General features: G+C 34.2%; 20 protein-coding genes and 1 pseudogene. 6 read left to right on the forward strand and 15 right to left on the reverse strand.

Annotated elements, in window-relative coordinates; genetic code table 11:
- Nucleotides 1-68 precede the first annotated feature (68 nt).
- The 7 genes from ACZ11_RS13815 to ACZ11_RS13845 all read right to left on the reverse strand — a co-directional run bounded on the left by ACZ11_RS13815 (nucleotide 69) and on the right by ACZ11_RS13845 (nucleotide 6,780).
- Nucleotides 69-365, reverse strand: a complete 297-nt coding sequence (locus ACZ11_RS13815) for a hypothetical protein (protein WP_049666981.1) — start codon at nucleotides 363-365, stop codon at nucleotides 69-71.
- Complete coding sequence (locus tag ACZ11_RS13820) at nucleotides 347-1,345, reverse strand: anti-sigma factor (RefSeq protein WP_049666982.1); 999 nt, start codon at nucleotides 1,343-1,345, stop codon at nucleotides 347-349. Before ACZ11_RS13820 ends, ACZ11_RS13815 begins: the two co-directional genes overlap by 19 nt.
- Nucleotides 1,338-1,826 (reverse strand): sigma-70 family RNA polymerase sigma factor, encoded by a 489-nt coding sequence (locus ACZ11_RS13825; protein ID WP_049666983.1) that lies wholly within the window; start codon nucleotides 1,824-1,826, stop codon nucleotides 1,338-1,340. The genes ACZ11_RS13820 and ACZ11_RS13825 overlap by 8 nt, the downstream gene beginning before the upstream one ends.
- 679 nt (nucleotides 1,827-2,505) lie before the next feature.
- Nucleotides 2,506-2,955 (reverse strand): response regulator, encoded by a 450-nt coding sequence (locus ACZ11_RS13830; protein ID WP_082172812.1) that lies wholly within the window; start codon nucleotides 2,953-2,955, stop codon nucleotides 2,506-2,508.
- A 31-nt stretch (nucleotides 2,956-2,986) separates the two neighbouring features.
- On the reverse strand, nucleotides 2,987-3,844 hold the full coding sequence (gene eutC, locus ACZ11_RS13835) for an ethanolamine ammonia-lyase subunit EutC (RefSeq protein WP_049666984.1): 858 nt from the start codon (nucleotides 3,842-3,844) through the stop codon (nucleotides 2,987-2,989).
- Between the two features lie 15 nt (nucleotides 3,845-3,859).
- The gene (locus ACZ11_RS13840) at nucleotides 3,860-5,221 is read right to left on the reverse strand and encodes an ethanolamine ammonia-lyase subunit EutB (protein WP_049666985.1); all 1,362 of its coding nucleotides are present in this window, start codon (nucleotides 5,219-5,221) and stop codon (nucleotides 3,860-3,862) included.
- Nucleotides 5,222-5,694: 473 nt separating this feature from the next.
- Nucleotides 5,695-6,780: a sensor histidine kinase gene (locus ACZ11_RS13845; protein WP_049666986.1), complete on the reverse strand. Its 1,086-nt coding sequence runs from the start codon at nucleotides 6,778-6,780 to the stop codon at nucleotides 5,695-5,697.
- Between the two features lie 386 nt (nucleotides 6,781-7,166).
- Here ACZ11_RS13845 and ACZ11_RS13850 point away from each other — a divergent pair.
- Nucleotides 7,167-7,378, forward strand: a pseudogene (locus ACZ11_RS13850) (cobalamin/Fe(3+)-siderophore ABC transporter ATP-binding protein); the annotation flags it as partial.
- Nucleotides 7,375-8,028, forward strand: a complete 654-nt coding sequence (locus tag ACZ11_RS13855) for an IucA/IucC family C-terminal-domain containing protein (protein ID WP_049666988.1) — start codon at nucleotides 7,375-7,377, stop codon at nucleotides 8,026-8,028. The pseudogene ACZ11_RS13850 and the gene ACZ11_RS13855, both read left to right, overlap by 4 nt.
- 215 nt (nucleotides 8,029-8,243) lie before the next feature.
- On the opposite strand, the gene ACZ11_RS13860 is transcribed toward ACZ11_RS13855, so the two are convergent.
- Nucleotides 8,244-9,215 (reverse strand): DMT family transporter, encoded by a 972-nt coding sequence (locus ACZ11_RS13860; RefSeq protein WP_049666989.1) that lies wholly within the window; start codon nucleotides 9,213-9,215, stop codon nucleotides 8,244-8,246.
- Between the two features lie 391 nt (nucleotides 9,216-9,606).
- On the opposite strand from ACZ11_RS13860, the gene ACZ11_RS13865 reads away from it, so the two are divergent.
- Nucleotides 9,607-10,464: a LysR family transcriptional regulator gene (locus ACZ11_RS13865; RefSeq protein WP_049666990.1), complete on the forward strand. Its 858-nt coding sequence runs from the start codon at nucleotides 9,607-9,609 to the stop codon at nucleotides 10,462-10,464.
- 219 nt (nucleotides 10,465-10,683) lie between these two features.
- Here the strand turns inward: ACZ11_RS13865 and ACZ11_RS13870 are convergent, their stop codons facing one another.
- Complete coding sequence (locus ACZ11_RS13870) at nucleotides 10,684-11,670, reverse strand: YhdH/YhfP family quinone oxidoreductase (protein ID WP_049666991.1); 987 nt, start codon at nucleotides 11,668-11,670, stop codon at nucleotides 10,684-10,686.
- Between the two features lie 113 nt (nucleotides 11,671-11,783).
- Here ACZ11_RS13870 and ACZ11_RS13875 point away from each other — a divergent pair, with 113 nt between their 5' ends.
- A complete protein-coding gene (locus ACZ11_RS13875; protein WP_134008547.1) occupies nucleotides 11,784-12,206 on the forward strand; it encodes a MarR family winged helix-turn-helix transcriptional regulator in 423 nt (140 codons plus the stop codon).
- Nucleotides 12,207-12,573: 367 nt separating this feature from the next.
- On the opposite strand, the gene ACZ11_RS13880 is transcribed toward ACZ11_RS13875, so the two are convergent.
- Nucleotides 12,574-12,969, reverse strand: coding sequence for a VOC family protein (locus ACZ11_RS13880; RefSeq protein WP_049666992.1), 396 nt, complete (start codon nucleotides 12,967-12,969; stop codon nucleotides 12,574-12,576).
- A 358-nt stretch (nucleotides 12,970-13,327) separates the two neighbouring features.
- Entirely contained in the window at nucleotides 13,328-14,212 is an 885-nt protein-coding gene (locus ACZ11_RS13885) for a LysR family transcriptional regulator (protein WP_049666993.1), read from the reverse strand.
- 104 nt (nucleotides 14,213-14,316) lie between these two features.
- Between ACZ11_RS13885 and ACZ11_RS13890 the strand changes: the two genes are divergently transcribed.
- Nucleotides 14,317-15,084, forward strand: a complete 768-nt coding sequence (locus ACZ11_RS13890; protein WP_049666994.1) for a sulfite exporter TauE/SafE family protein — start codon at nucleotides 14,317-14,319, stop codon at nucleotides 15,082-15,084.
- A gap of 75 nt (nucleotides 15,085-15,159) precedes the next feature.
- On the opposite strand, the gene hblA is transcribed toward ACZ11_RS13890, so the two are convergent.
- The 4 genes from hblA to ACZ11_RS13910 all read right to left on the reverse strand — a co-directional run bounded on the left by hblA (nucleotide 15,160) and on the right by ACZ11_RS13910 (nucleotide 20,438).
- A complete protein-coding gene (gene hblA, locus ACZ11_RS13895) occupies nucleotides 15,160-16,272 on the reverse strand; it encodes a hemolysin BL binding component B (protein ID WP_049666995.1) in 1,113 nt (370 codons plus the stop codon).
- 23 nt (nucleotides 16,273-16,295) lie between these two features.
- Entirely contained in the window at nucleotides 16,296-17,528 is a 1,233-nt protein-coding gene (gene hblD, locus ACZ11_RS13900; protein ID WP_049666996.1) for a hemolysin BL lytic component L1, read from the reverse strand.
- 53 nt (nucleotides 17,529-17,581) lie between these two features.
- A complete protein-coding gene (gene hblC, locus ACZ11_RS13905) occupies nucleotides 17,582-18,895 on the reverse strand; it encodes a hemolysin BL lytic component L2 (protein WP_049666997.1) in 1,314 nt (437 codons plus the stop codon).
- Nucleotides 18,896-19,394: 499 nt separating this feature from the next.
- Nucleotides 19,395-20,438: a Fic family protein gene (locus ACZ11_RS13910; RefSeq protein ID WP_049666998.1), complete on the reverse strand. Its 1,044-nt coding sequence runs from the start codon at nucleotides 20,436-20,438 to the stop codon at nucleotides 19,395-19,397.
- An 878-nt stretch (nucleotides 20,439-21,316) separates the two neighbouring features.
- On the opposite strand from ACZ11_RS13910, the gene ACZ11_RS27040 reads away from it, so the two are divergent.
- Nucleotides 21,317-21,538: a hypothetical protein gene (locus tag ACZ11_RS27040; RefSeq protein ID WP_134008551.1), complete on the forward strand. Its 222-nt coding sequence runs from the start codon at nucleotides 21,317-21,319 to the stop codon at nucleotides 21,536-21,538.
- Nucleotides 21,539-21,551 lie beyond the last annotated feature (13 nt).

Consider the following 21,551-nt stretch of genomic DNA (forward strand, 5'->3'; position numbering starts at 1 on the left):
CACCTTCTCTTTAAAGTTTTCAAATCGGTTCTCCAAACCCATTGCGGGGAGCAATAAGCATAGTTTTATTAAGGAAACGGCGTTACTATCCACCCTAAGCCGAAAAAAATCACTGTAAATATTATGATAAATAATTCAATACTTAACCCCCATAGACCTAACGAACGACTTTTTTTAGAAAATAACGCAATGACGCTAAGGGGGGCTGTCAAATAAATAAACAGAAAGAGGTTTTTTGTCGTTATATAAATATTCGTTAATAGCGTAATATTAAGTAATAGCAGTAGGCATAAGCCACCAATGACTCCAAACCATCCAGCTGTTACGAATCCCTTTTCAAATCGTTTTAACGTGACCAGTTCCATAATTTCACCTCACCTACTTTTAGATACCGTACAATATTATTCATTTTTTCTAATGATGTAAGGACATCTTTTTTCGGTCCTGTTACAACAACCCCATAAGTCTTTACACCATGTTTATTAATGTAAGCAATACGCTCCGGCAATGCTAAATTTTTCGCGCTAGAAATTGCTGTCGCAAGCTCTTCGTGATTTTCCATAGTCTTTAAAATATCTTTAAATACTTCTTCATTTGACGCTGAATCTCTAAATGGTGACCAAGTAGAATTATCACGTTGCACAGGATAGCCAATTGGTGATACAACTTTGCCATCTTTGCTTAAATTTGTTTTTTCTACACCGGTATCAACAGCAGCCCATACAACATCGACATTAGGCATTGCATCTTCAACTTCTTTAACTGTCATTAAATCGTAAAATGAAATATATGCTTCCACAACTGTTTCATCTGGTAAACCGTCAAGCACTCGCCATTCTCGACCAATATCCATCTCCAAATTCCTGTTTTCAGGATGTATTAGCCAAGGATTAGTTTCTGTTGGGTTTTTTGGAGCTACTCTTTCTAAAGATGTTGTCACTTCTTTTTTAGATAAGCCACCAAGGAAAAAACGTAAATCATACGTGTTCGCTTTATAGTCTTCCGCTCCTATTCGCTTATACTGCTCAAAAGCAAGCTTCATTGAAAATGGCGTAAAGGACATATCAAACTCTATTTCCTCTAATGATGTATTTGGCTCTGTAACATACAACGTTTTGCTTGCTACTTCCATTAATGTTGTAGACTTTGTACCGAAGGCGTAATACATTAATGTCAACATAAAACTAATTGGCACAATCAATAATATCATTGTTAAAGTTGCAAAAATCAACTTCGATTTTGACGTAAAAATTGTTCTTTTAATAGCTTTTTGAAATTTACTTTGATCTTTTATATTTGCGATTTCTTCTTTGGAGTTGGCTATTAATTTTTCATAATCATCCATATTGTTGTCTCTCCTTTTCTATTAAAATTCTCATCTTTTTTCGACCACGCAATAAATGACTTTTGAGCGTATTTAATTTTAAATCTAAAATATTTGACGCTTGCTCATAAGTACAATCGTGCAGATCACACAACATAATTGCCTGCTTTTCATAAGGCGATAGCTGATCGAGTAAAGAAATTAACGAATGGAAGGATTCCTCATTTACCGCAATGGTTTCAGGTGTCATATGTGTTGATCGTTCAAGATTATTCGTAAGGTCCACACGGTGCTCTTTTCGTATGTAATCGATATGGGTATAATAAGCTACTTTAAATAACCATGGTTTAATGTCTTGGACCGTATTAGAAAGTAATGTAATGTGCGCTTTATAAAAAGTATCCTGCATTAAATCCTCTGCTAATGTTGGGTTTTTGCATAAGGAATATAAATAACGATAGATATCGTTTATATAACGCAAATAAAGCTGTTCAATGTCCATCTCTTCCCACCTTTCAATCTATCCTCGTTTCATAAATAGAAAAAGTTGCACAAATTTTATTTTTTTGTAATTTTATTCATTCAGATAGTAACTAAGTGTTTTTTTAATATATCTAAGCAGTACAGTGAATTAACCTCTGCTAAACCTACTTCTTTCATAGTTTTCCATGCTTTCTAAGGATTGAAAGACTTTTCCAATGATCCCAAATAGATCATATTGAATCCATAAAGTATCATAACCAAATATTAACTTAATAGACAACATCCGAAAAAATAGAGTTGTTTCAATTGTTTTTGGGTTACATTACGGTTAGTTCGAAATTGCATGTTCTGTTTGCGATAATGAGGAAGCTTATGTAAATGGGGAGATAAGAAGAATTGCACAGGTCAGCATCGATTATTAAAATTATGGAAAGCATTAGATTTACGAAGAAATTTATTAAACAAAAAAGTCACTCATTATTTTTCAAATGAGTGACCAAGCCCCTTATAATTTCAGAATTTATGGTAGAGTGTCAATCGACAATGTCGATGAGTGAATTATAACTGTCTACGGTATTTATTATTTTTTGAATTTTCCATAAATTCAACAGACGTTTTAACAAGATTAACAACAAAAATTCATTAATACTTTGGGTTAATATAAATATCTACAGCCTAGATAATTACTACCCATCAAGTTACCTTTTTACTCGCTCTATTATCTTTCGCTTTTGAGTTTTTTCATGCGTTAGTTGTAAAGATTGTTTTAGTGTCTGTGTCCTCTTAGCTTGTTGAAGTGCAATAATCATCGCTGGAATTAAGCTAGCTTCAGAAACGGGTTTAACGAGATATCCCATTATATTATCTTGCTTAGACTTTTCTACAAATTCTTTTTGACTATATGCAGTAATCAACAACACTGGGATATCCAGCTGATGACCAATAACCTCACTTGCTTTTAAACCATTTAATTTTGGCATTTCAATATCCATTAACACTAGATCTGGTTTTAACTTAAAAGCAAGTTCGATTGCTCGATCCCCATCTCCTGCTTCCCCGACTACCTCATAGCCATTGTTCCGAAGCATCATTTTTAAGTCCAGTCTAATAATTGGTTCGTCCTCAACAACTAAAATCCGTTTTTTCATAACATCACAACCTTTCTCGACAGGGAGAATATTACATATTGTTATTCCTTTGTTGAGCAAAAGAAACTCCTGTACACTTAGCACGAAGCATTTGTTCGATTAAATCAGAAAGGTAGGCACCAGCTTCAACTGAAGTCAGTCCATCTTTATGGATATTTGAAATGACCGTCCGATCAGCTTCAACTGTTTTTTCAGTAGGCCTATAAATCATGTATGCGCTCAAGCTTTCATCTGTATTTAGACCTGGCCTTTCACCAATCAATGAAATAACAAGGTCACAATTAACAATAGCTGCTAATTCGTCTTGCACCCATACACGCGCTCTCTTAATAAAGAACGGCTTTGCGACACTTATATTCTTTAATTTTAGTCCTTGTACTAAAGCAGGTAGTAAATCAACTACATTTGCTTCTACCGCAGAGGAGCTCAATCCATCACAAACAATAATTTGAACATCTTTGCCTTTTTCCCCGTTCTTTTCAAGATATTTAATAGCTTCATCCGATAACTTTCGACCAGCATCTAAATCCATTAAGTAAGACTTCATATCATTAGCTCTTGTTTCCAGCTTGTGTAAACCCATATTTTGAAGAAAATCATCACTTACATCTCTTAATACAGCATCTTGCGCAGCTGCATGATCAATTAAAAATTGTAAATAGCTTGTCGTCAACATACGCGTTCCTGTTCGACCAATACCAATACGGGCAGGCGTAATACTTTGTGCTCGCTCAATGGATGCAGCGTTATGCGGCTTGTCTACCCCTTTTATACGTTCTTCTGGAAAATATATAGTTTCTTCTTTTTTTTGATCGAGATCGTTTTTTGGCGAATTCATGTTTTTCTTCACTTCATCAACTACTCTTTGAACAATTTCTTGAATATCCATTTTGCTCCTCCCCTCTTAATCAAAAATTGATAAATCTCCCGCACGTTTCGTCAACTTTCCATTTTCCATTAGGCCCATATTCTCCATCCATTTTTCGAATTCCCGAAGTGGTCGTAAGCCCAGAATCTCACGCAAACTAGCATCATCGTGATAGCTTGTATCTTGATAATTCAGCATGACATCATCTCCACCTGGTACTCCCATGTAAAAATTCGCTCCTGCAACTGCCGTTATGATACCGGCAACTTCCTGATCATTTTGATCGGCATCCATATGATTTGTGTACGTTGGAGCAATTCCCATTGGCAAGCCATGCAATTTCCCCATAAATCCGTCTTCAAGATCCGCTCTAATTAATTGGCGTCCATCATAAAGTGTCTCCGGTCCAATAAAGCCAGAAACGGTATTCACCATGAAAGGCTTCCAGTGGCGTGCATAACCGTAGCTTCTTGATTCAAGGGTTTGCATATCTACCCCAAAATCAGCATTTAAAGAAACCTCCGAACCTTGCCCTGTTTCAAAATACATAAAGTTCGGACCTGTAGATGTACCAAATCGAGCCATCATCTCATAGCCCTCATCAAGAATTTTTTTAGATATACCGAACGCTTCATTCCCTTTTTGCGTACCTGCTAAACTTTGAAACATAAGAGCGATAGGTGCCCCCTGCTTTAAAGCTTCCATTTGTGTTGTTATATGAGCCAAAACACAATTTTGAGTTGGAATTTGCCACTTCTCAATAAATTCATGTGAAAGAGTCAAAAGTTTTTTGACGGATTCAATCGTATCCACATTCGGATTGATACCAATTACTGCATCTCCCGCTCCGTAGGACAACCCTTCCTTTATTGAATACAAAATGCCTTCTGGAACATCATTTGGATGGTTTGGTTGACAACGAAATGCTAAACGACCAGGCTCTCCAATTGTAGTATTACAATGTGCTTGATATCTCATTTTCTGTGAAGCAAGAACAAGATCAATGCTCGACATCAGCTTAGCAACAGCAGAAATCATTTCACTTGTTAGTCCCCTTGAAAGTTTCAATAATTTATCTGTACCTGTATCAGATGACAGAATATAATTTCTCAGTTCACCGACAGTCCAACTTTGAATATCCTTGTAAATCGTGTCGCTAATATCATCATAAATCAAACGTGTTACTTCATCGATCTCATACGGAATAACCGGATTCTCATAAATTTCTTTCAGCTGCATCTCGCTAAGTACTACTTTTGCTGCCATGCGCTCAAGCGATGATCCTGCTGCTACACGCGCCATCACATCCCCAGACTTCGCTTCACTCGCTTTTGCAAGTACCTCCCTTACCGACGAAAACGTATAATGAGTTCCTTTTACTACACAAGACAATTTCATCATTTAACACCCCTTTTTATATGTAACAGATTGCAATCTAACGAAAAAAAGCGCTTTCACTTATCCCTGAAGAAAATTTTCTTCGGGCGTGAAAGGCGCCTTTGCCTCTGATATTATTTTAGTTCATTCTACAATACTCTCAAATGTTTTGTAAATAGTTCGAAAAAAATGACAACACTATTAACGAAACAAAGCACCAAATCAATTATGCCTCGGCATAATTGTTGCTGTCGCTTCGCTTTCGCACAGATAAACAATGCGTCCGGAATCGGTAAGGATTTAACTTCTTTCAGCAGATTTTGGACACCTGCTGATAAGTAACTTAAAACCTCATTCTTCTCACCACCTATAGATGTGGGAGACTTATGTACCTATCGCTACGCTTTCGTTACAAAAGATATTTGTAACTGCCGTTGCACTTTCGTTACAGAAAATATTGCTGAAAGGAGTTAAAAATGTTATTTAAGATTTATTTAGGAACCCTCAATAGCTACTATCGGAAAAGTTATTGAAACTTTTGCCCCTTTGGCATACATAGGAAATGAAAGAACTCCTTGCAGCCTCTCTTCAACTAACATCTCTACAAGATGTAATCCTAAAGATGAAGTATCGTCTAAAGAAAAAGAATCACCAATTCCACATCCATCATCCGTTACTGTAATCGTAACCATCTGTTTTCGTCTCCTCAAATTTATATCAATTTTCCCGTAATTTTGTGAAGGAAAAGCATGCTTAATGCTATTTTGAACTAACTCATTAACAATTAATGCAATGGCTGTTGCTTGATCTGAAGGACAGAATACTGATTCCCCTTCAACAGACACAGTAATATGTTGACCTGGAATAATGGACGAAGAAACTAGTAAAGTAGAAATTTGCTGTATTAAAACTTTAATATCCGCTTCCTCAATTCCACGTTGGGCCAAATAATCATGTACTAAAGCCATACTAGATATACGAGATATACTATCGTGAAATACCTCAGATACTTCCTCCGAGTGAGTGCGTTGCATCTGTAACCGCAGCAAACTAGAAATAACCTGTAAATTATTTTTTACGCGATGATGGATTTCCTGAACGACAATGGCTTGAAATACACGTTGCTTTTCTTCACTATTAGTCGCTCTCATAAGCTGCTCTATATTTCTCTCATTCTGTACTACCTGTGAGATATCTCTTTCCTTAATTAATACCGCAATAGTCTCCCCATGCTGATCATTTATAGGAACAATATCTTGTTGCATGATTCCGCGCTCTTCCGTAATGCCTCTTGATCCAAAAAGTGGTTTTCCGGTTTTCAAACTAAATAAAACACCCGGCTCCATTTCTTCATACGCTATCTGCCCTAACATACTTTTTTTATACAATGATGCTATATTGGTAGGCTTTGCTTCAGCTACAACGAAAGATGCGTTATCTTCTTCCAAAAGACAATCAATGAAGATGTCTGCTTGAGAAAGGTCAGCTATTATTTGAAGGTTTTTGGCCACACCTAAAATAATTTCACACTGTTCATTTGATAAACTTGTAAATCGTTTTAAATCTAAAATTCCCATCATGATCTACGCTCCCCTCTCTCTAGTTTTCCAAACACTATAGCAAAAATAAAAATTGTATTCAATGTGATACATAATCTCTATATAAAATTAAGTGGTCACAGGGCAAGTTAAATTTCAACATATAGAAACAAAGAACAAGTTTTTCCTTGTTTTTGAATATAATATATATTACAATCCTAACTGAAAATGAAAATCATTATTAACTAAAGAAATGATGACTAATAAGTATTTACTATTATTCTTCACAATATTTGCAGTGCTATTTGTATAAGTAGCATGTTGAGATAATGCATCAGACAACAAAGTCAACAAAATGTGAAATTAAACCTGTTCTTGGTACAACGACAATTGAAGGAACACCAAAGTGTATTGTGACACTTTATCAATTTGAATTAAAACGCTTAGAACATAGAACAATTGTTATGGTTCTACATAATTTGAATCTCGCTTGTCGCTATGCAGACCATATAGTTGCAATTCATAATCAGACAGTAGAAATGGTTCAAGAAGTATTTGGGATGGAAGTAGCCGTATCCGAGGATCCTTTTTTGGAACTCCATTATGTATCCCGAAAGGAAAAGGAAGGTATTTAAAATGAATTTAGAGCCTTATGGCGTGGAAAAGCACCCCTCACCTCAAGGTGTTCCTGTACATCAATTATTGAATAAAGATATTTTACTACCAATCATTAAACAGTATGGAAATTACTTAAATACTTCTTCCTTACCTGTAGCAGGTTCTTTATTTTTAAAACGTTATGCAGTGTTAGTAGCAGCTTCGAGTCTTGATTATTATGGACTGCAAAAGAAAAGAATTGATTGGTGGTCTACAGCTCGATTAGATGTAACATCATTTAAATTGCTAATTGAAGAAAATCCAACAGAACTTTTAGACGAATGTTGGAAAAATCGCATTTTTGCTCAAAATTTTACACCAATGATTACTATTATAAGCGAGGAATGTAAAATTCCCTCAAAGATCCTATGGGAAAATCTAGCAGTAAGGCTACTTGCAACTCTTCGTAAAAATGAAGAATTATATACTTTAAATGAATTAAATGAACATTTTAATGACCTTACAAGCGTTGAAACTAATTGGTTAGGTATGGAGCAAAATCCTTTTCTAACTTATCTTCAGCCAAATGAGACATGGATTGAAGCACCTGTTCGAAAAACGTGTTGCAGATACTATCAAGTCAATACAAAAGCTGATATTCCATATTGTAAGAAATGTCCATTGAGGAAATAATATATTGTTATAAAGAAATTGATTTCTTACATTAAAGGTAACTGTTCAACCTAGAGTTTTCAATGTACGATCAAATAAAGAGGGAGCATGTTTTTTCATTAATAAAAAACATGCTCCCTTTAAGTCAAATATACTTTATTAATATGATAAACTTCCTGCATTAATTTACTTAGAAGGCGATTACGCTATCGAAGAAAACAACAAACCTTCTAATATTAAACAGCCTGCCGTAATTCTTCTTCCTCTTGTATAACCTGCGGACTATTGTTTTCTTCTCTACGTTGACAAATGTTATTCCAAATTAGAGCTGAAATAACAAGTAGGGTCCCTGCTATATCAAAGATTGTTATTTTATATCCTTGTAACATCATAATGACTAATGTAGTAATTGGAACGAAATTAATAAATAAAATTCCATTAATAGATGATAAGATTTTCACACCATAATTCCAACTAAGCAATGCTACAATACCTGGTAGTGTCATCATAAACAATAAATCATACTTAATAGCAAAAATCGTTTCCGTACTTGGGACTGATACATACCCTTGTGCCGTGATGATCATTGTGATGATACCTGTTACAGCTGTGCCAAATACACATGTTAATGTAGAATAGCGGAGAGTAGACCAATCATTAAATGTTTGACCACCCATTGTATATATAACCCAACCTACAACACCAATTAAAATAAATGCGAGCGAAACTAGATTATGTTTCAGTGTAAGAAAGAAACTCATATCGCCTTTTGTAATAACAAAAATAGCTCCAATAAAAGCAATGATCATGCTGCTAATCATATACTTCTTCGGTTTCACATGTTTATAACCCCATAGAATAGCAATCGAAATCATTGGCATTAGTGCTTCCATAATCGACGCTACCATAACGCCAGATTTCCCCATTAACATCTGACCTAAAAAAACTAACACGTTGTAAACAGTAAACGCCATCGTCCCAAAAAAGACGAGCAACTTACCTTTCCCCTCTAAAAGAAAAGCTTTTTTACCTTCTTTCATCCATAATAAAATAACTAATACAATCGATACTGCCCCATATCGAATAATTGAAAAATAGAATGGATTTATATATTCAAGTGCATGATCTGCAACTGGAAACATAGCTCCCCATGACATACTTGCAATTAAACATGCTATCATGCCTAATATTATTTGACTTTTTCTCACTGTTTTTCCTCGTTTCTCTACAACTCTATCAATTATGCCTCGGCATAATTGCTTCCGGAATCGGCTTTGTGCTTAGGCCTGCACGATGCAGGTCAGTTAGCCGTTATCGCATGGATGCGATGGTTTTAGGCTAACATCCCCTAAGCACTCCTTTCCGATTCCGTGACATCCGCCGGAGGCTTTGGGCCAACAAGATGTTGGTCACTCAGTCGTTGCCACAGGAAGTGGCGTTCTTAGACTGAGTTCCTCTATTTCTCCGGGTGTTTGGACACCCACTGAAAGAAGTTAAAATTCACAATGAGAATTATAAAAAAGAAAATACATCACGTAAAATGATTGAAAGTGATATTAACTATCATTTATAATGATAGTTTTTAAGGAGGGATGCTCAATGGAACTGCGAGATTTACAAATTTTCAAAAGTGTAGCAAATCATCAAAGTGTCAGCCGTGCTGCAAAAGAATTAAATTATGTACAATCCAATGTAACTGCACGTATTAAACTATTAGAAAAGGAGCTCAAAACACCGCTTTTTTATCGTCATAGAAAAGGGATGACATTAAATCCAGAAGGGCGGAAAATGCTTGCTTACGTTAATAAAATTTTGCAGGATGTCGAGGAAATGAAACAAGTCTTTTTAGATAGTGATACACCTACTGGTACATTAAAAATCGGTACAGTCGAAACAGTGAGTATATTACCAACCATTCTAGCGTCTTACTATAAAGGGTATCCTAATGTCGACTTAACACTGCAAGCTGGTTTAACTGAGGAACTTATTAAAGAAGTAGCGGATCATCAATTAGATGGGGCTTTTATAACTGGACCGATTAAACATCCAGTTTTAGAACAATATGATGTATTTACCGAAAACCTCGTTCTCCTATCACAAAACAAATCCTTTCGTATAGAGGAATTTATGTCTACACCAATCCTTGTTTCTAATCAAGGTTGCGGATATCGTTCCAAGCTAGAACTCTGGCTCAAAGATGAAGGTTTACTACCAAAAAGAATCATGGAGTTTAATATATTAGAGACAATTTTAAAAAGTGTAGCAATAGGTCTTGGCGTTACACTTGTACCACAATCGGCTGCTGAACATCTTTCTACAACAGGCAAGGTTTATTGTCATCCAATTCCTAAAAAATACGGTACGATTTCAACCGTCTTTATTCGACGAAAAGATGCATATATGACAAATTCGATGGAATGTTTTTTAAAAACAATTGCTGAGCATCACTATGTATAGGGTTATTTCTTTTTACCCGTGATCCGTTGGGTTCTTTGGGACAACTGATGTTTGTTGCTGAGTTCTATTTCAGTAGGTGTTTGGACACACACTGAAATAGAACCCCATCTGCATTCATATTACCATCTTCAGAGGTGGAAACCTTCAATGTATGCAGATAAAAGCTTTATATTATAAATTTCCGACTTTCAAAGTACTATCTTTTATTGCTAGCAAAAATTAAAGTTTCACTATCGTTCTACCTAGATGTTTGCCGTTCTTAACATCATTAATTGTTTTGGGTATTTCCTCAAGTGAAATTTCTCTGCTAAGTGTTGTTTTGGTAATATTCCATTCGTTGGCCATTTTAGTCCATATAGAGTCTCGTTCATCAATAGGAACGGTCACTGAGTCAATTCCTAACAAATTAATACCCCTAAGAATTAATGGCAACACAGTTGTGGATAATTGTAGCCCTCCTGCATTTCCACATAGACTCATACTTCCACTGTAATATAGCTGAGGAATAATTGCTGAAGCTACTTCACCACCCACAGTATCTAATACATAGTGATAGGTTTGTTTATTTAGTGGTTTATTGTTTTCTCCAAGCTCATCCGCTTGAATAATATTTGTTGCTCCTAGCGATTGAGCCACGGTAGCTTGGCTTTCTTTTCTAATTAAAGCGTTGATGTTTTTATAGCCAATTTGGGACAAAATTTTCAAGGCAATACTACCCACTCCACCTGTTGATCCTGTAACTAAAATATTTGGGTTTTTATCTGGCGACATTCCGTTTTTCTCTAATGCCATAATAGATAAAGCAGCAGTAAACCCAGCCGTTCCAAAAACCATTGCTTCTTTCAGTGATAAGCCTTCTGGTAACGGGACAATCCAATTTGCCGGAATTCTTGCGTATTCAGAGAAACCTCCAGTATGGCTCATTCCCATAGCAAATCCTGTCACGATTACTTTTTTACCTTTATGGAAACGATTATCTGAGGAAGAAACAACCGTACCACTTAAATCGATCCCTGGAATCATTGGATAATTTCTAATGACACCACCTTTAGTTTGGACTGCCAACATATCTTTGTAATTTACTGATGAATAGGCTACCTTAATTACAACTTCTCCCTCGGATAAATCATTTATAGTTACATTCTCTAGTCCATACGATACTTCTCCATTATTTTCTTTAACAACGATAGCTTTAAATGAGTTCATAGAAACTTCTCCTTTAAAATTCTGTCCAAAAATAGTTTTGGTGCAGAAATATTTCTATTCAGAAGTTATCATGTTAATATTAAAATTGTCAATAAAGAAATGAGGAGATTTTTTTGATACAAAATGAATGTATGAATTTTTTACTTAGTGTGTCACAACATAAAGTATTTAAATATTTTAGTAAGGTATTAGAGGAATTTGATGTAACACCAGCACAATATGGAGTGCTAAACTGCTTGTGGCAAGAGGGACAAATCACTCCAAAAAGAATCGGTGAATTATTACATCTTGAGGCATCCACAGTCTCCGGTATTTTAGACAAAATGCAAAAATTGAACTTAATTGAAAGAGAAATAGATCCAAATAATAGGAGAGTGGTTTTGGTAACATGTACAGAGAAGGGGGAAAATCTACGTCCCAAAATTGAAGTAGCAACAGGCAAAATGAATGAAGTTGTTTTAGGTAACCTCTCTATTCCGGATCAAAAAATATTAAAAGAAGCATTACAAACAATCATCAATACAGATTTTTCATAGTATTTAATCGGGAGCATTTTGATCCAAAGTAATAATTCATTAATGAATTGATTGTTATTAAAAAATCTAAAAAGCTTGTCTTGATTAAAAAATTTAAATCAAAACACACTCTTATTAAAGATAGATTAACTTCCAGCTAAGTTCTTAATTCTTCAACAAAGTTTATTTTTGGAGTGTTTTACATCCCAAGCAACCCGTCAAAGTGATAATAGAAAAGAGCAATAGCTATTCTTTATATACGATATTATTACGAATAATAAATAAAGCTGTTTAATTTTCAGTTAAACAGCTTCTAGCAGTCTAAGCCAGGCTTTTTAAAAGTGCTTGCCGTGTCTTGTGATTGCATATTTTTTACCTATTATGAACTCTATTTTGCATTTTTGTCGGGTTGATGAATTCCGAATATATTTCCTTCGGTATCAATATAGTACCCTTGCCACGCCATTCCTGGAAGAGCATATTTCGGCATCGCAACCGTGCCGCCATTCTCAAGAATTTTAGCTTCCGTTACATCGTAATTTTCCACACCCATTGTACAAGCAAATCCATTTAAAGCTTGGTTTGGTTCCGGAGAAGCACCTTGACGTTGCATTAAAGCACCATCGATACCATGCTCGTCTTCATTGCCAGTCACTGCTCCAAAGTAAGGCATTCCTGCATACTCACTCCAATCGTGAAATGACCATCCGAATACCTCTCCATAAAAATTCTTTGCACGTTCCATGTCACTTACATGAATTTCAAAATGAACTAATCTTCCCATGATATCCTCCTCGTTTTAAAGCGAAATCTTACTTGAATAAATCTGTGTTTAACTACAATTACTATAAAATATTATTATGTGAAAGGGAATTTATTTGTATGCTTTATTGACTAAATAACCCCACCTCAACATAAGAACATTTGTTTCCATTCTATCACAACGTCGTCGGTTTTGACAATCGTCGGTATTACGAAATTTTTCAGACACTCTACCGGTTATTTTCTGAATGAACAAATCTCATTAGCTCAAATTATAGGAATCGTGGCTGTTACTTAATAAAGGTTGAATACTACAAGTGAAAAATTATTTTATAAAATCGAGAATAAGCATAACTAATGCTTGTTTCCGATTTTTATTGTTAATTTATAGCGTTTAAATGATTTTTTAAATACTGAATAAATGGATGCTCTTCTAAATCTGATTTGCGTGTACATATAAATAAACTTTGCTGAATATCTGCCTGTTCAACATACACCCGAGCTAGTTTCCTATTTGTTATACTTTCCGTTACACTGTAGGATGGCGCTAAAGTCATACCGTACCCTGCTTCCACTACTTTAATCGATTCATGTAAGCCCTGCATTTGAAGTCCTAATTTAGGTAATGGACCGTTTAACGTGTAAAAAACGGCCTCCAATAAATCTAGTGTTGAGCTACCACGTTCCCGATAAATAAATTCCTCTTTCGATAATTCATAAATGGAAACAGTTTGATTTGCCAAAGAATGTGATGGGTGAACAACAAACCAAAACGGGATATCTAATATTTTTTCAAACTGTAAATCAGGGTGACCAATTTTATTTTGCACGACGAAACCAAGATCTACTTCATAACTCATGACTTGCTCTTCCACAGATTTTACATTACCTAACGACACCAAAAATTCAATGTGAGGATTCGCAAGCTTATACGCTGCTATAATAGGCGGGAGTATATAGTTTATTGGTATATAGGAAGAAGCAATATGTATTTTTTCTTCCTTCGCTAAAAATTTACCGAGCTTTTCATCAATTTGTGCTTCTAAATAAAATAAACGCATTCCCTGCTCATACAAAAACTTCCCCTCAGGAGTTAATTGAATGCCACGTCCTTTCCCTTCTATCAATTTTGCCCCTATTTCGCTCTCTAATTTCCGAATTTGAATAGTGACAGCTGGTTGGCTAAGAAGCATTTTATTTGCTGCTGCGGTAATTCCTCCAAGCTTTGCTACATTCGTAAAAATCCTTAACGCATGCAAATTCATTTCATTCACACCTTTCTATCCATAAATAATATTTATGAATAAGCAATTTATATATATTTGTTTTATGTATTATTTAGCAGTATTTTAGGTATAGAGGTGATTTGATGGAAATTTTACTACATGAATGGTTATCAGTAAATGGATTTATTTTATTTACAATTGGCTTACTCGCAGCAGTTATTGGTGTTCTTTTCGGCGCTGCAGGCTTCGTTTTGTTACCCGCAATGTTACTTATTGGCATTCCGATTCATGCAACCGTAGCAGTTAATAAATTTGCGACCGGAATTTCAGCTCTATCAAATGTCGTATCATTTTTAATTAAAGGGCATTTATCGTTAAAAAAATTTACACCTTTAATTATGATTTCTAGTTTAGGAGGTGTATTGGGCGCATTTTTAGCCACTCGATTATCGGAACAAGTCATGAATGCGGTAGCTTGTGTCTTCTTAATTTTCGCATTTTTCATTGTACTTAGCAGTAATAAATTTATGGTAAAGGATATTAAAGAGACAGAGGAACTACCAATTAATAAACTCATACCGTTTGCGGTTTCAATATATGACGGTGGTTTTGGACCAGGCTCAGCACTTATGAATGTAACCTATCATCTTAAAAAGCAATATACCTATATAAAAGCGGTTGAGTTAACAAGAATTATTACGTTTTCAAGTTGTACAGGTGCATTTCTCTTTTACTACTTTACGGGCATTGTTAATTGGGGAATCGCCATTCCTGTTTCAATTGGCTCTATCGTTGGCTCGTTCTTAGGCTTAAAGATAATTCCTTATATCAAAACAAAGTGGATCCAAATTTTATTACCAATCATTTTTTTCTTGTTAATTGTTCAGGTCGTATCGGATTTATTGATATAACATAACACAAAAAAATAAAAAGCTAGATTTGGAAAATGAAATATTCTCCAAATCTACTTTTCTATTGAAAACAGACTATATTTTTAACTCTTTTATCCCTGCTTTTAATGTGTCTGCATCTATTTTTAATGTTCTCCAGCTGTCTTTAGCTGATTTCAAGTTAGGTAGTAAAAATTTGAATTTATTTTGTTCCGCTTTTTCAGATGCATTCTCGATATGTCTCAGTACTCCTGAATATTGAGAGTCTAAATCATTCCATTGTGCAGACATAAAAGTAAGAGCATTAATAGCATCATCGAGTGCATTGTACATCTCACTAATATTACTATGTGCAATTCCAACTACACGATTTAATGTGGTTTTATAATCAACCGTCTGATTTAATTGTGCTAATAACGGTTCTAATTGACCTAGTTGGTCTCTAGCTATCCCCAGCATGATACCACCAGCAATCCAAGTAGGAATAGAGGGCACAAACACTGTTATTAATCCATCAGACTCTAATTTTTTATAATAGTTTACTGATTCTAAAATTTCATTTAGTCGCTTTTGATCATCCTCAACTGCAACCCCTTGGTTTTTTAAAATCGACTGTAAAAGATCTTTGTTACTGCCGAACGCTCTTACATCTTGTCCAATAACATTTCTTAATTTAGTTAATTCTTCTATTAATTGTTGTGCATATTTTTGATTTTGTTGAATTTCTTCTCGTAAATCTGTTATTCCTTCTATTAATGTCTCTCCATCTCCTGTATTAATGGCCTCTACAATTATGTCATAATAATTTTCGAATTTTGTATCGTATTCAATAATACCTGTCAATGTATCTATCAGCTGTTTTTTTACTTTTGTATCCCATGTAAGGGCATGTGATCTTGCATCCTTTTGATCCTGTACAATTTTACCAGGTAAATCTGGATAACCCTTAATATTAATCCCTTCAAAGTTGACATCTGGATTCTTTATTAACATATAAGAATAGGCATTCATAGATTTTGCAAAAAGCCCCGCCTTTTGCAAAGTTTCTCTCATCTTCGCTTCATTTGCTGAAAGAGATGTATCACTATTGTTAGTTTGTTCAATCTTACTTGTCTCTGCAAATGCTGCTATTGGAGAGATTACAGAAGTCGTTGTCAAGGTTAAAAGCGTCGATACAGCGAGTACTTTGTAAAGAGATTTTTTTTTCATTTTATATTCCTCCTATCTTTATTTCAATTCTTTTCTTCTTGTTTAAAGGCAATGTCTTTTGCAATAAATTCTGCATCTTGATGAATGTCATTCCAACTCTGTTTAGCAGCTTTTAAATCATCAGGTATTAAAGAGAGCTTATGTTCTTGCATTTGATCGATATTATCATATAAATCTTTATAATTTGCCCCCATTGTATTCCATTGTTGCTGAATATTCGTCAGAGACATTATCGCTTGGTCCACTGTTTGATACAGATATGTCAAAGTGTCTTTGGCGTTAGCAAGTGCTATAACTGCCTGATTAGCAGAATCGGCTTTCATCGTTAATTCTCCGATTTTATTAGAAATTTCGTTATAGGAGTTCATATGATTAGATGCCGTAATACCTGCTGCTGTTCCTAAACCAATACCAGCTGACCCTAGAACCGCAAGGCCGCCTACAACAGCCGGTGTCGCTGTTCCGCCAGTCACAACAATGACCACCCCTCCTGCAATAGTTCCAATAACTAAAACAGCTGCTCCCAATCCACCACCAATTGACCATGCTAATACATCGTCAAAATGTGCCTTTTGAGTGGAGCGTAGATTTTCAATTTCAGCTTGAAGTTGTGGAATTAATGCTTGTTTTCCAGCTAATATTGCCGTTAATCCACCTTTCCCATCTGGACCACCAATATTATTTTTAAAATCTATAGTATTTGTATACAGTTTTGTTTTGAAGGATTCCAACATTTTAATTACTTCTGTAACTTCTTTTGAATTTGTATTAATTGTACTGATTAAATCACCTATACCTTCTTTTAAGCCTTCCTTATCTTTCTTTTGTACAGTGTCTATTAATGTGTCGTAATAGTTATTAAATTGTTCATCATAATTTACAATATTACGTGCTGTCTTTTGAATTTTTGGCTTCGCCGTATCTAACCAATAATTCGCATGGATTCGAGACAGTTCCTGATTAAGAAGAATATTTTTGATTAATTCTCCCCCTTCTGACCCTAAATCAATATTGGATAGATTTACATTCGGCTGTTTAATCATTGTTTTTGCGTACAAATCCATTACAAGAATATGAGATCCTGTTTCAGCTAACGCTTTTTTTAGTCCTTCAGGTCCTAATGCATAATAATTTCCTATTTTCTGTTCCTGAGTGATCTGTTCTTGCGCAAGTGCATGAATAGTGCTACTGTTAGTTGCAGTTATAACTGTTGCCAAAGTTGCCACTGTTAATATTTTGAACGGTAATTTCTTCATATCCAATCTCCTCCCAAACTTCCACAGTTTTTTGCGATTTCATTTTTTGAATATTAAAATTTCTCAACTTGTTCCTCTAGTTGACTTATTACATTTTTTAATCGTCTTAATGTATCTTTTTGAGTCGTATTGTCAGTAGTATCAGCACTTAATTTGGTGATACTATTTTTTATTAAATTCAAATCTTCTTTATAGCGTTTCAATAGGTCAAGTTCTACATCTACTTGGCTAGCAAAAGTATGTAAATCATGTTGCATAAGAAGAAGCATTGATTGTTGTAAATCTGCTATCGTTAGTTTCGTTGTCAAATCATATAATTTTTGATTTTGCTGCTCTAAATCATCTAAATGTGCCCGTTGTTCTGCCTTTAAATTATTTACTTCAGCGAAGGTACTATATGTTTTTTTGATTCTTTCTGGGTCAATTGCTTTCATAAGGTCATACTCTTTCGCTTTTGTAGCTGCAGCTGCAGCAATTTCACCTTTTTTATTTTTCTCGATTGCTTCACGAGCTTCTTTTTTAGCAGCTTCAATCTCTAAAGCAGATTTACCATTTTCTTTTGCTTCTTGCTCTGCTTTTTCCTCTGCTTCTAAAATAGATTTATTAATTTCTTTTCCTTTGTTATACGCTACTGCTGCTGTTTGAGCAGCTGGTTCGATAATATCTTTTGCAAGACTATAAATCTCTTGGAATATTTTAAGTCCTTGTACATTTAAAGCCCCTGGTAGAAATGCTATTTGCTGCAAATCATTTTGAATTAATTTTTTAGTAGCTAGTAATTCATCTTTTAACTTGTCTATCTTCCCTGTTCCCTCTAAACTTAGAACTTCCTGAGCTTTTGTCACATCTGTATCGAGATCTTTCAGTTTTTTATCAAGCTGTGATTTAAGTTCTGTTAATTCATTAATCTGAAGTTGCACACTTTCTTGATTAGTCATAGCCATTTCTTGAAGGACTTCTAATCTATCCAAAAAACCTTCTTTATCGTCCACATTATCTACATATCCTTTTAATGTTGGATAATAGTTATTAAATTTAGTAGCAAAACCTTTACTTTTTGAATTTATTAGAATTAACTTCGGATAATGTTCCGATGACCATTCTTTCATATCTTGTTTTATTAGAAATTGCTCTGTATTTAAAGCTGGTACTTCCTGTAGCTGTACATTAGGGTTAATTAAAGCCTGGTCTATATACATTTGAATCAATTTTGACTGTGCACCTAATTTTCTTAAAGATGAGGAAATAGCTATGTTCTCTTCTTGAATTTCTGCTTGAGCTATAGGCGTTGTAAAAGTATGTAAAGGAATAGCCCCCGTAGTTAAAATAGACGTCATCATTAATCCTGTAATAATTTTCTTTTTCATTTTGTTTACCTCCTTATACTTATAGTTTTAGGAAAGATTTGTTCCAGAACTATTTTTACTTTCCTGTAATGTAAATTTTAGGTACAGTCACATTTTTTAGCAAATTGCAGCGAAAATAAACTATTTTAAGTGCAAAATAGCTTATTTTCACTGTATTTTTAATTTTAAAATTGATTAATATGAACAAAACAAAAACGAAAATGTCATAATATGGTGGGGAATAGCAGATTGAAGTTGCAATATTGACATATTTTTATCAATGAAATAGAAAATAAATCTTCTAAATTTAGACATATTGATCCTGTTAGAAAGGACATGTATTATTGTGATAAAAAGGCAAAACGAATACTTTCGTTGGAATATTTTATTAATGGAAAGCTTTCCATTCCTTTAAAACTAAAAAAACCAATTGCCGAATAAAGATTGGCAATTGGTTCTTAGAGTAGATTTTTGATTTGTTCAGTAGAAACTGATTAACCCCGATCTGAAAAGATGTAGATTAAGATTCTACTTTCATCCAGCGCGCATTTCTCCCTTTTGAAATAAGTTCAATTTTACCTAATAATTGTAAATCCGTTAAAGCTTTACTAATTGTGCTTTCAGCTATATCTGGATAAATACTTCGAATACATTCTTTTGTAAAAGGTTGTTTTTGATTATGAATAAAATTCTGAATTCGCTCTACCTTTGTATGTTTACATATAGAATCCAATACTCTACTATGTAGATCTTTATAAGCCTCTAACATAATAATTAGGAACTCTTTTAACCAGAAGCTAATATTATGCCCATTACAATACCAATTAACCGATGATTTAAATATAGCTTCATAGTATTCTGATTCTCTTTTCTTTATATATTCATCTAAGCAAACATATTTTACAAATGTATGCCCGCTTTTTAATAATAGTAATTGCATGAACATAAGCGTTAATCTACTATTACCTTGACTAAAAGGAATGATGCAATAAAAATTCAATATAAAGCGAGCTATCAATATAAGTGTAGGGAACTCTTTTTTACAGTTTAATAAATTGTACTGATTGCATAATTGTTCTACTGCCTGTGGAATATTTTCAGGTGGAAGAGGACGATAATAAATCGTGTACATCCCATTTTCAGGAAATCCCGGAATAGAAAATGGCTTTTCGCGCCATTTTGCACTGTCAGAGGTATTATAATGAATTAATTGAAAATGCAATTCTTGTATAGTATCTGGACTTATAGAAAAAGTACTGGATTTTTTATGTACAAGAGTCAAAGTTTCATGATAACAAAATATCGCATCTTCCGAAATTGATTGAGGTATCATATCATTTAAAATAAGTTCTTTTAATCGCTTATTCGAAACTTTTATATCCTCATAAACCGAAATATAGTTTTTTATGTATTGTAGGGGTATAGCTTTTTCAAGATTAGTAAATATATCAGGTCTTTGCTCTTTATAAGCGGTCAACATTCCTTTATATTCACTAATTTCACTGACTAAGTTAATTAGTTGTTGCTCAATATTTATGTACGGGTCTTCGAAATAATTTCTCATCATGTTCCTCCTGTTACTATCTCACAATGCTCTATTACAATAATATTTTTTTATTTTTTAGGAATTTCTAATGTTATTCGAGTATTACTATTCAAATAGCATCCGGTTTAATAGAGCGTTTACTTTCTAAAAAAAGAGGATGAATTTATTATTCAAACTTTTGTATAAAGACTTTGAAATTACTTTTTTATTTCAAAAAGTGGATGTATCGTTAATATAGATGTTAGACATTAGACATTATTAAATATCGGAATATTATCTTTTAAATGTACTGATTTTCATTATTTTTTGTGACATTTTTTATATGTTTTTCTTTTAGTTGTAATACGTTTACTAAATGAACATATACAAAACAAAAAATTACTTATATCAACTATTCTATTTAATCGTATTCATTGAATATAATTCTTCAAAATCATCACCAACTTTTTTCTTCATATCTAGCTCTTGTTTAAAATGCTCCACACTTTCAAATTCTATTAAGTAGAGAAATTATCATCGCAGTGCCTAATGAAATAACCGTGCTTATCTTTTATAGGTCATTTCAAATATTGATTACATTTATTTGTTTATATGACTTTACAATATCATCTATCAGGGGAGACCTAGTTACTGAGCTATTCAACAAAAGAACTACACTACATTGAATAATAATTTTTTATCATACCGGAATTGAATACATTTTACGTAACAATCCTTTATGTTAATAAATTATTGGTTCCAGATGCCAACTGAAGAGTATCTGTATTACGTGAGTGGCAATTTGTGGAACAATTTAAAATCATCCTTTGCAAATATCCCAAACTTGTGCCTTAGTCTAAGCCACTTCATTGATTGAACATAGCCTATACTATAATCAATTGAAGGGAGTTAAAAAAATGGTATTTCCAATGCGTTTTCCAGGTATGAGCCCGTTTTTCCCAGGCGGGAGACCATTTTTTCCAGGTAGACCGTTTTTTCCAGGCAGTCCATTCTTCCCAGTTAGCCCATTCTTCCCGGTCGGTCCGTTTTTCCCAGGCAGACCATTTTTCCCAGGTAGACCGTTTTTCCCAGGCGAGAGACCGTTTTTCCCAGGTATGGGCCCGTTCCGTAGATTTTGAAGACAAATGCCCC

Source organism: Lysinibacillus xylanilyticus (assembly GCF_001183605.1).
GTDB classification, from domain to species: domain Bacteria; phylum Bacillota; class Bacilli; order Bacillales_A; family Planococcaceae; genus Lysinibacillus; species Lysinibacillus xylanilyticus.

What these genes read in the sequence shown, in the direction of transcription:
- ACZ11_RS13890 (WP_049666994.1), top strand. Translation starts at nt 14,317, where the DNA reads ATGGAAATTTTACTACATGAATGGTTATCAGTAAATGGATTTATTTTA.
- ACZ11_RS13840 (WP_049666985.1), bottom strand. Translation starts at nt 5,221, where the DNA reads ATGAAATTGTCTTGTGTAGTAAAAGGAACTCATTATACGTTTTCGTCG.
- ACZ11_RS13845 (WP_049666986.1), bottom strand. Translation starts at nt 6,780, where the DNA reads ATGATGGGAATTTTAGATTTAAAACGATTTACAAGTTTATCAAATGAA.
- ACZ11_RS13910 (WP_049666998.1), bottom strand. Translation starts at nt 20,438, where the DNA reads ATGAGAAATTATTTCGAAGACCCGTACATAAATATTGAGCAACAACTA.
- ACZ11_RS13815 (WP_049666981.1), bottom strand. Translation starts at nt 365, where the DNA reads ATGGAACTGGTCACGTTAAAACGATTTGAAAAGGGATTCGTAACAGCT.
- ACZ11_RS13830 (WP_082172812.1), bottom strand. Translation starts at nt 2,955, where the DNA reads ATGAAAAAACGGATTTTAGTTGTTGAGGACGAACCAATTATTAGACTG.
- ACZ11_RS13825 (WP_049666983.1), bottom strand. Translation starts at nt 1,826, where the DNA reads ATGGACATTGAACAGCTTTATTTGCGTTATATAAACGATATCTATCGT.
- ACZ11_RS13865 (WP_049666990.1), top strand. Translation starts at nt 9,607, where the DNA reads ATGGAACTGCGAGATTTACAAATTTTCAAAAGTGTAGCAAATCATCAA.
- ACZ11_RS13880 (WP_049666992.1), bottom strand. Translation starts at nt 12,969, where the DNA reads ATGGGAAGATTAGTTCATTTTGAAATTCATGTAAGTGACATGGAACGT.
- ACZ11_RS13820 (WP_049666982.1), bottom strand. Translation starts at nt 1,345, where the DNA reads ATGGATGATTATGAAAAATTAATAGCCAACTCCAAAGAAGAAATCGCA.
- eutC (WP_049666984.1), bottom strand. Translation starts at nt 3,844, where the DNA reads ATGGATATTCAAGAAATTGTTCAAAGAGTAGTTGATGAAGTGAAGAAA.
- ACZ11_RS13855 (WP_049666988.1), top strand. Translation starts at nt 7,375, where the DNA reads ATGAATTTAGAGCCTTATGGCGTGGAAAAGCACCCCTCACCTCAAGGT.
- ACZ11_RS13885 (WP_049666993.1), bottom strand. Translation starts at nt 14,212, where the DNA reads ATGAATTTGCATGCGTTAAGGATTTTTACGAATGTAGCAAAGCTTGGA.
- hblC (WP_049666997.1), bottom strand. Translation starts at nt 18,895, where the DNA reads ATGAAAAAGAAAATTATTACAGGATTAATGATGACGTCTATTTTAACT.
- hblA (WP_049666995.1), bottom strand. Translation starts at nt 16,272, where the DNA reads ATGAAAAAAAAATCTCTTTACAAAGTACTCGCTGTATCGACGCTTTTA.
- ACZ11_RS13870 (WP_049666991.1), bottom strand. Translation starts at nt 11,670, where the DNA reads ATGAACTCATTTAAAGCTATCGTTGTTAAAGAAAATAATGGAGAAGTA.
- ACZ11_RS27040 (WP_134008551.1), top strand. Translation starts at nt 21,317, where the DNA reads ATGGTATTTCCAATGCGTTTTCCAGGTATGAGCCCGTTTTTCCCAGGC.
- hblD (WP_049666996.1), bottom strand. Translation starts at nt 17,528, where the DNA reads ATGAAGAAATTACCGTTCAAAATATTAACAGTGGCAACTTTGGCAACA.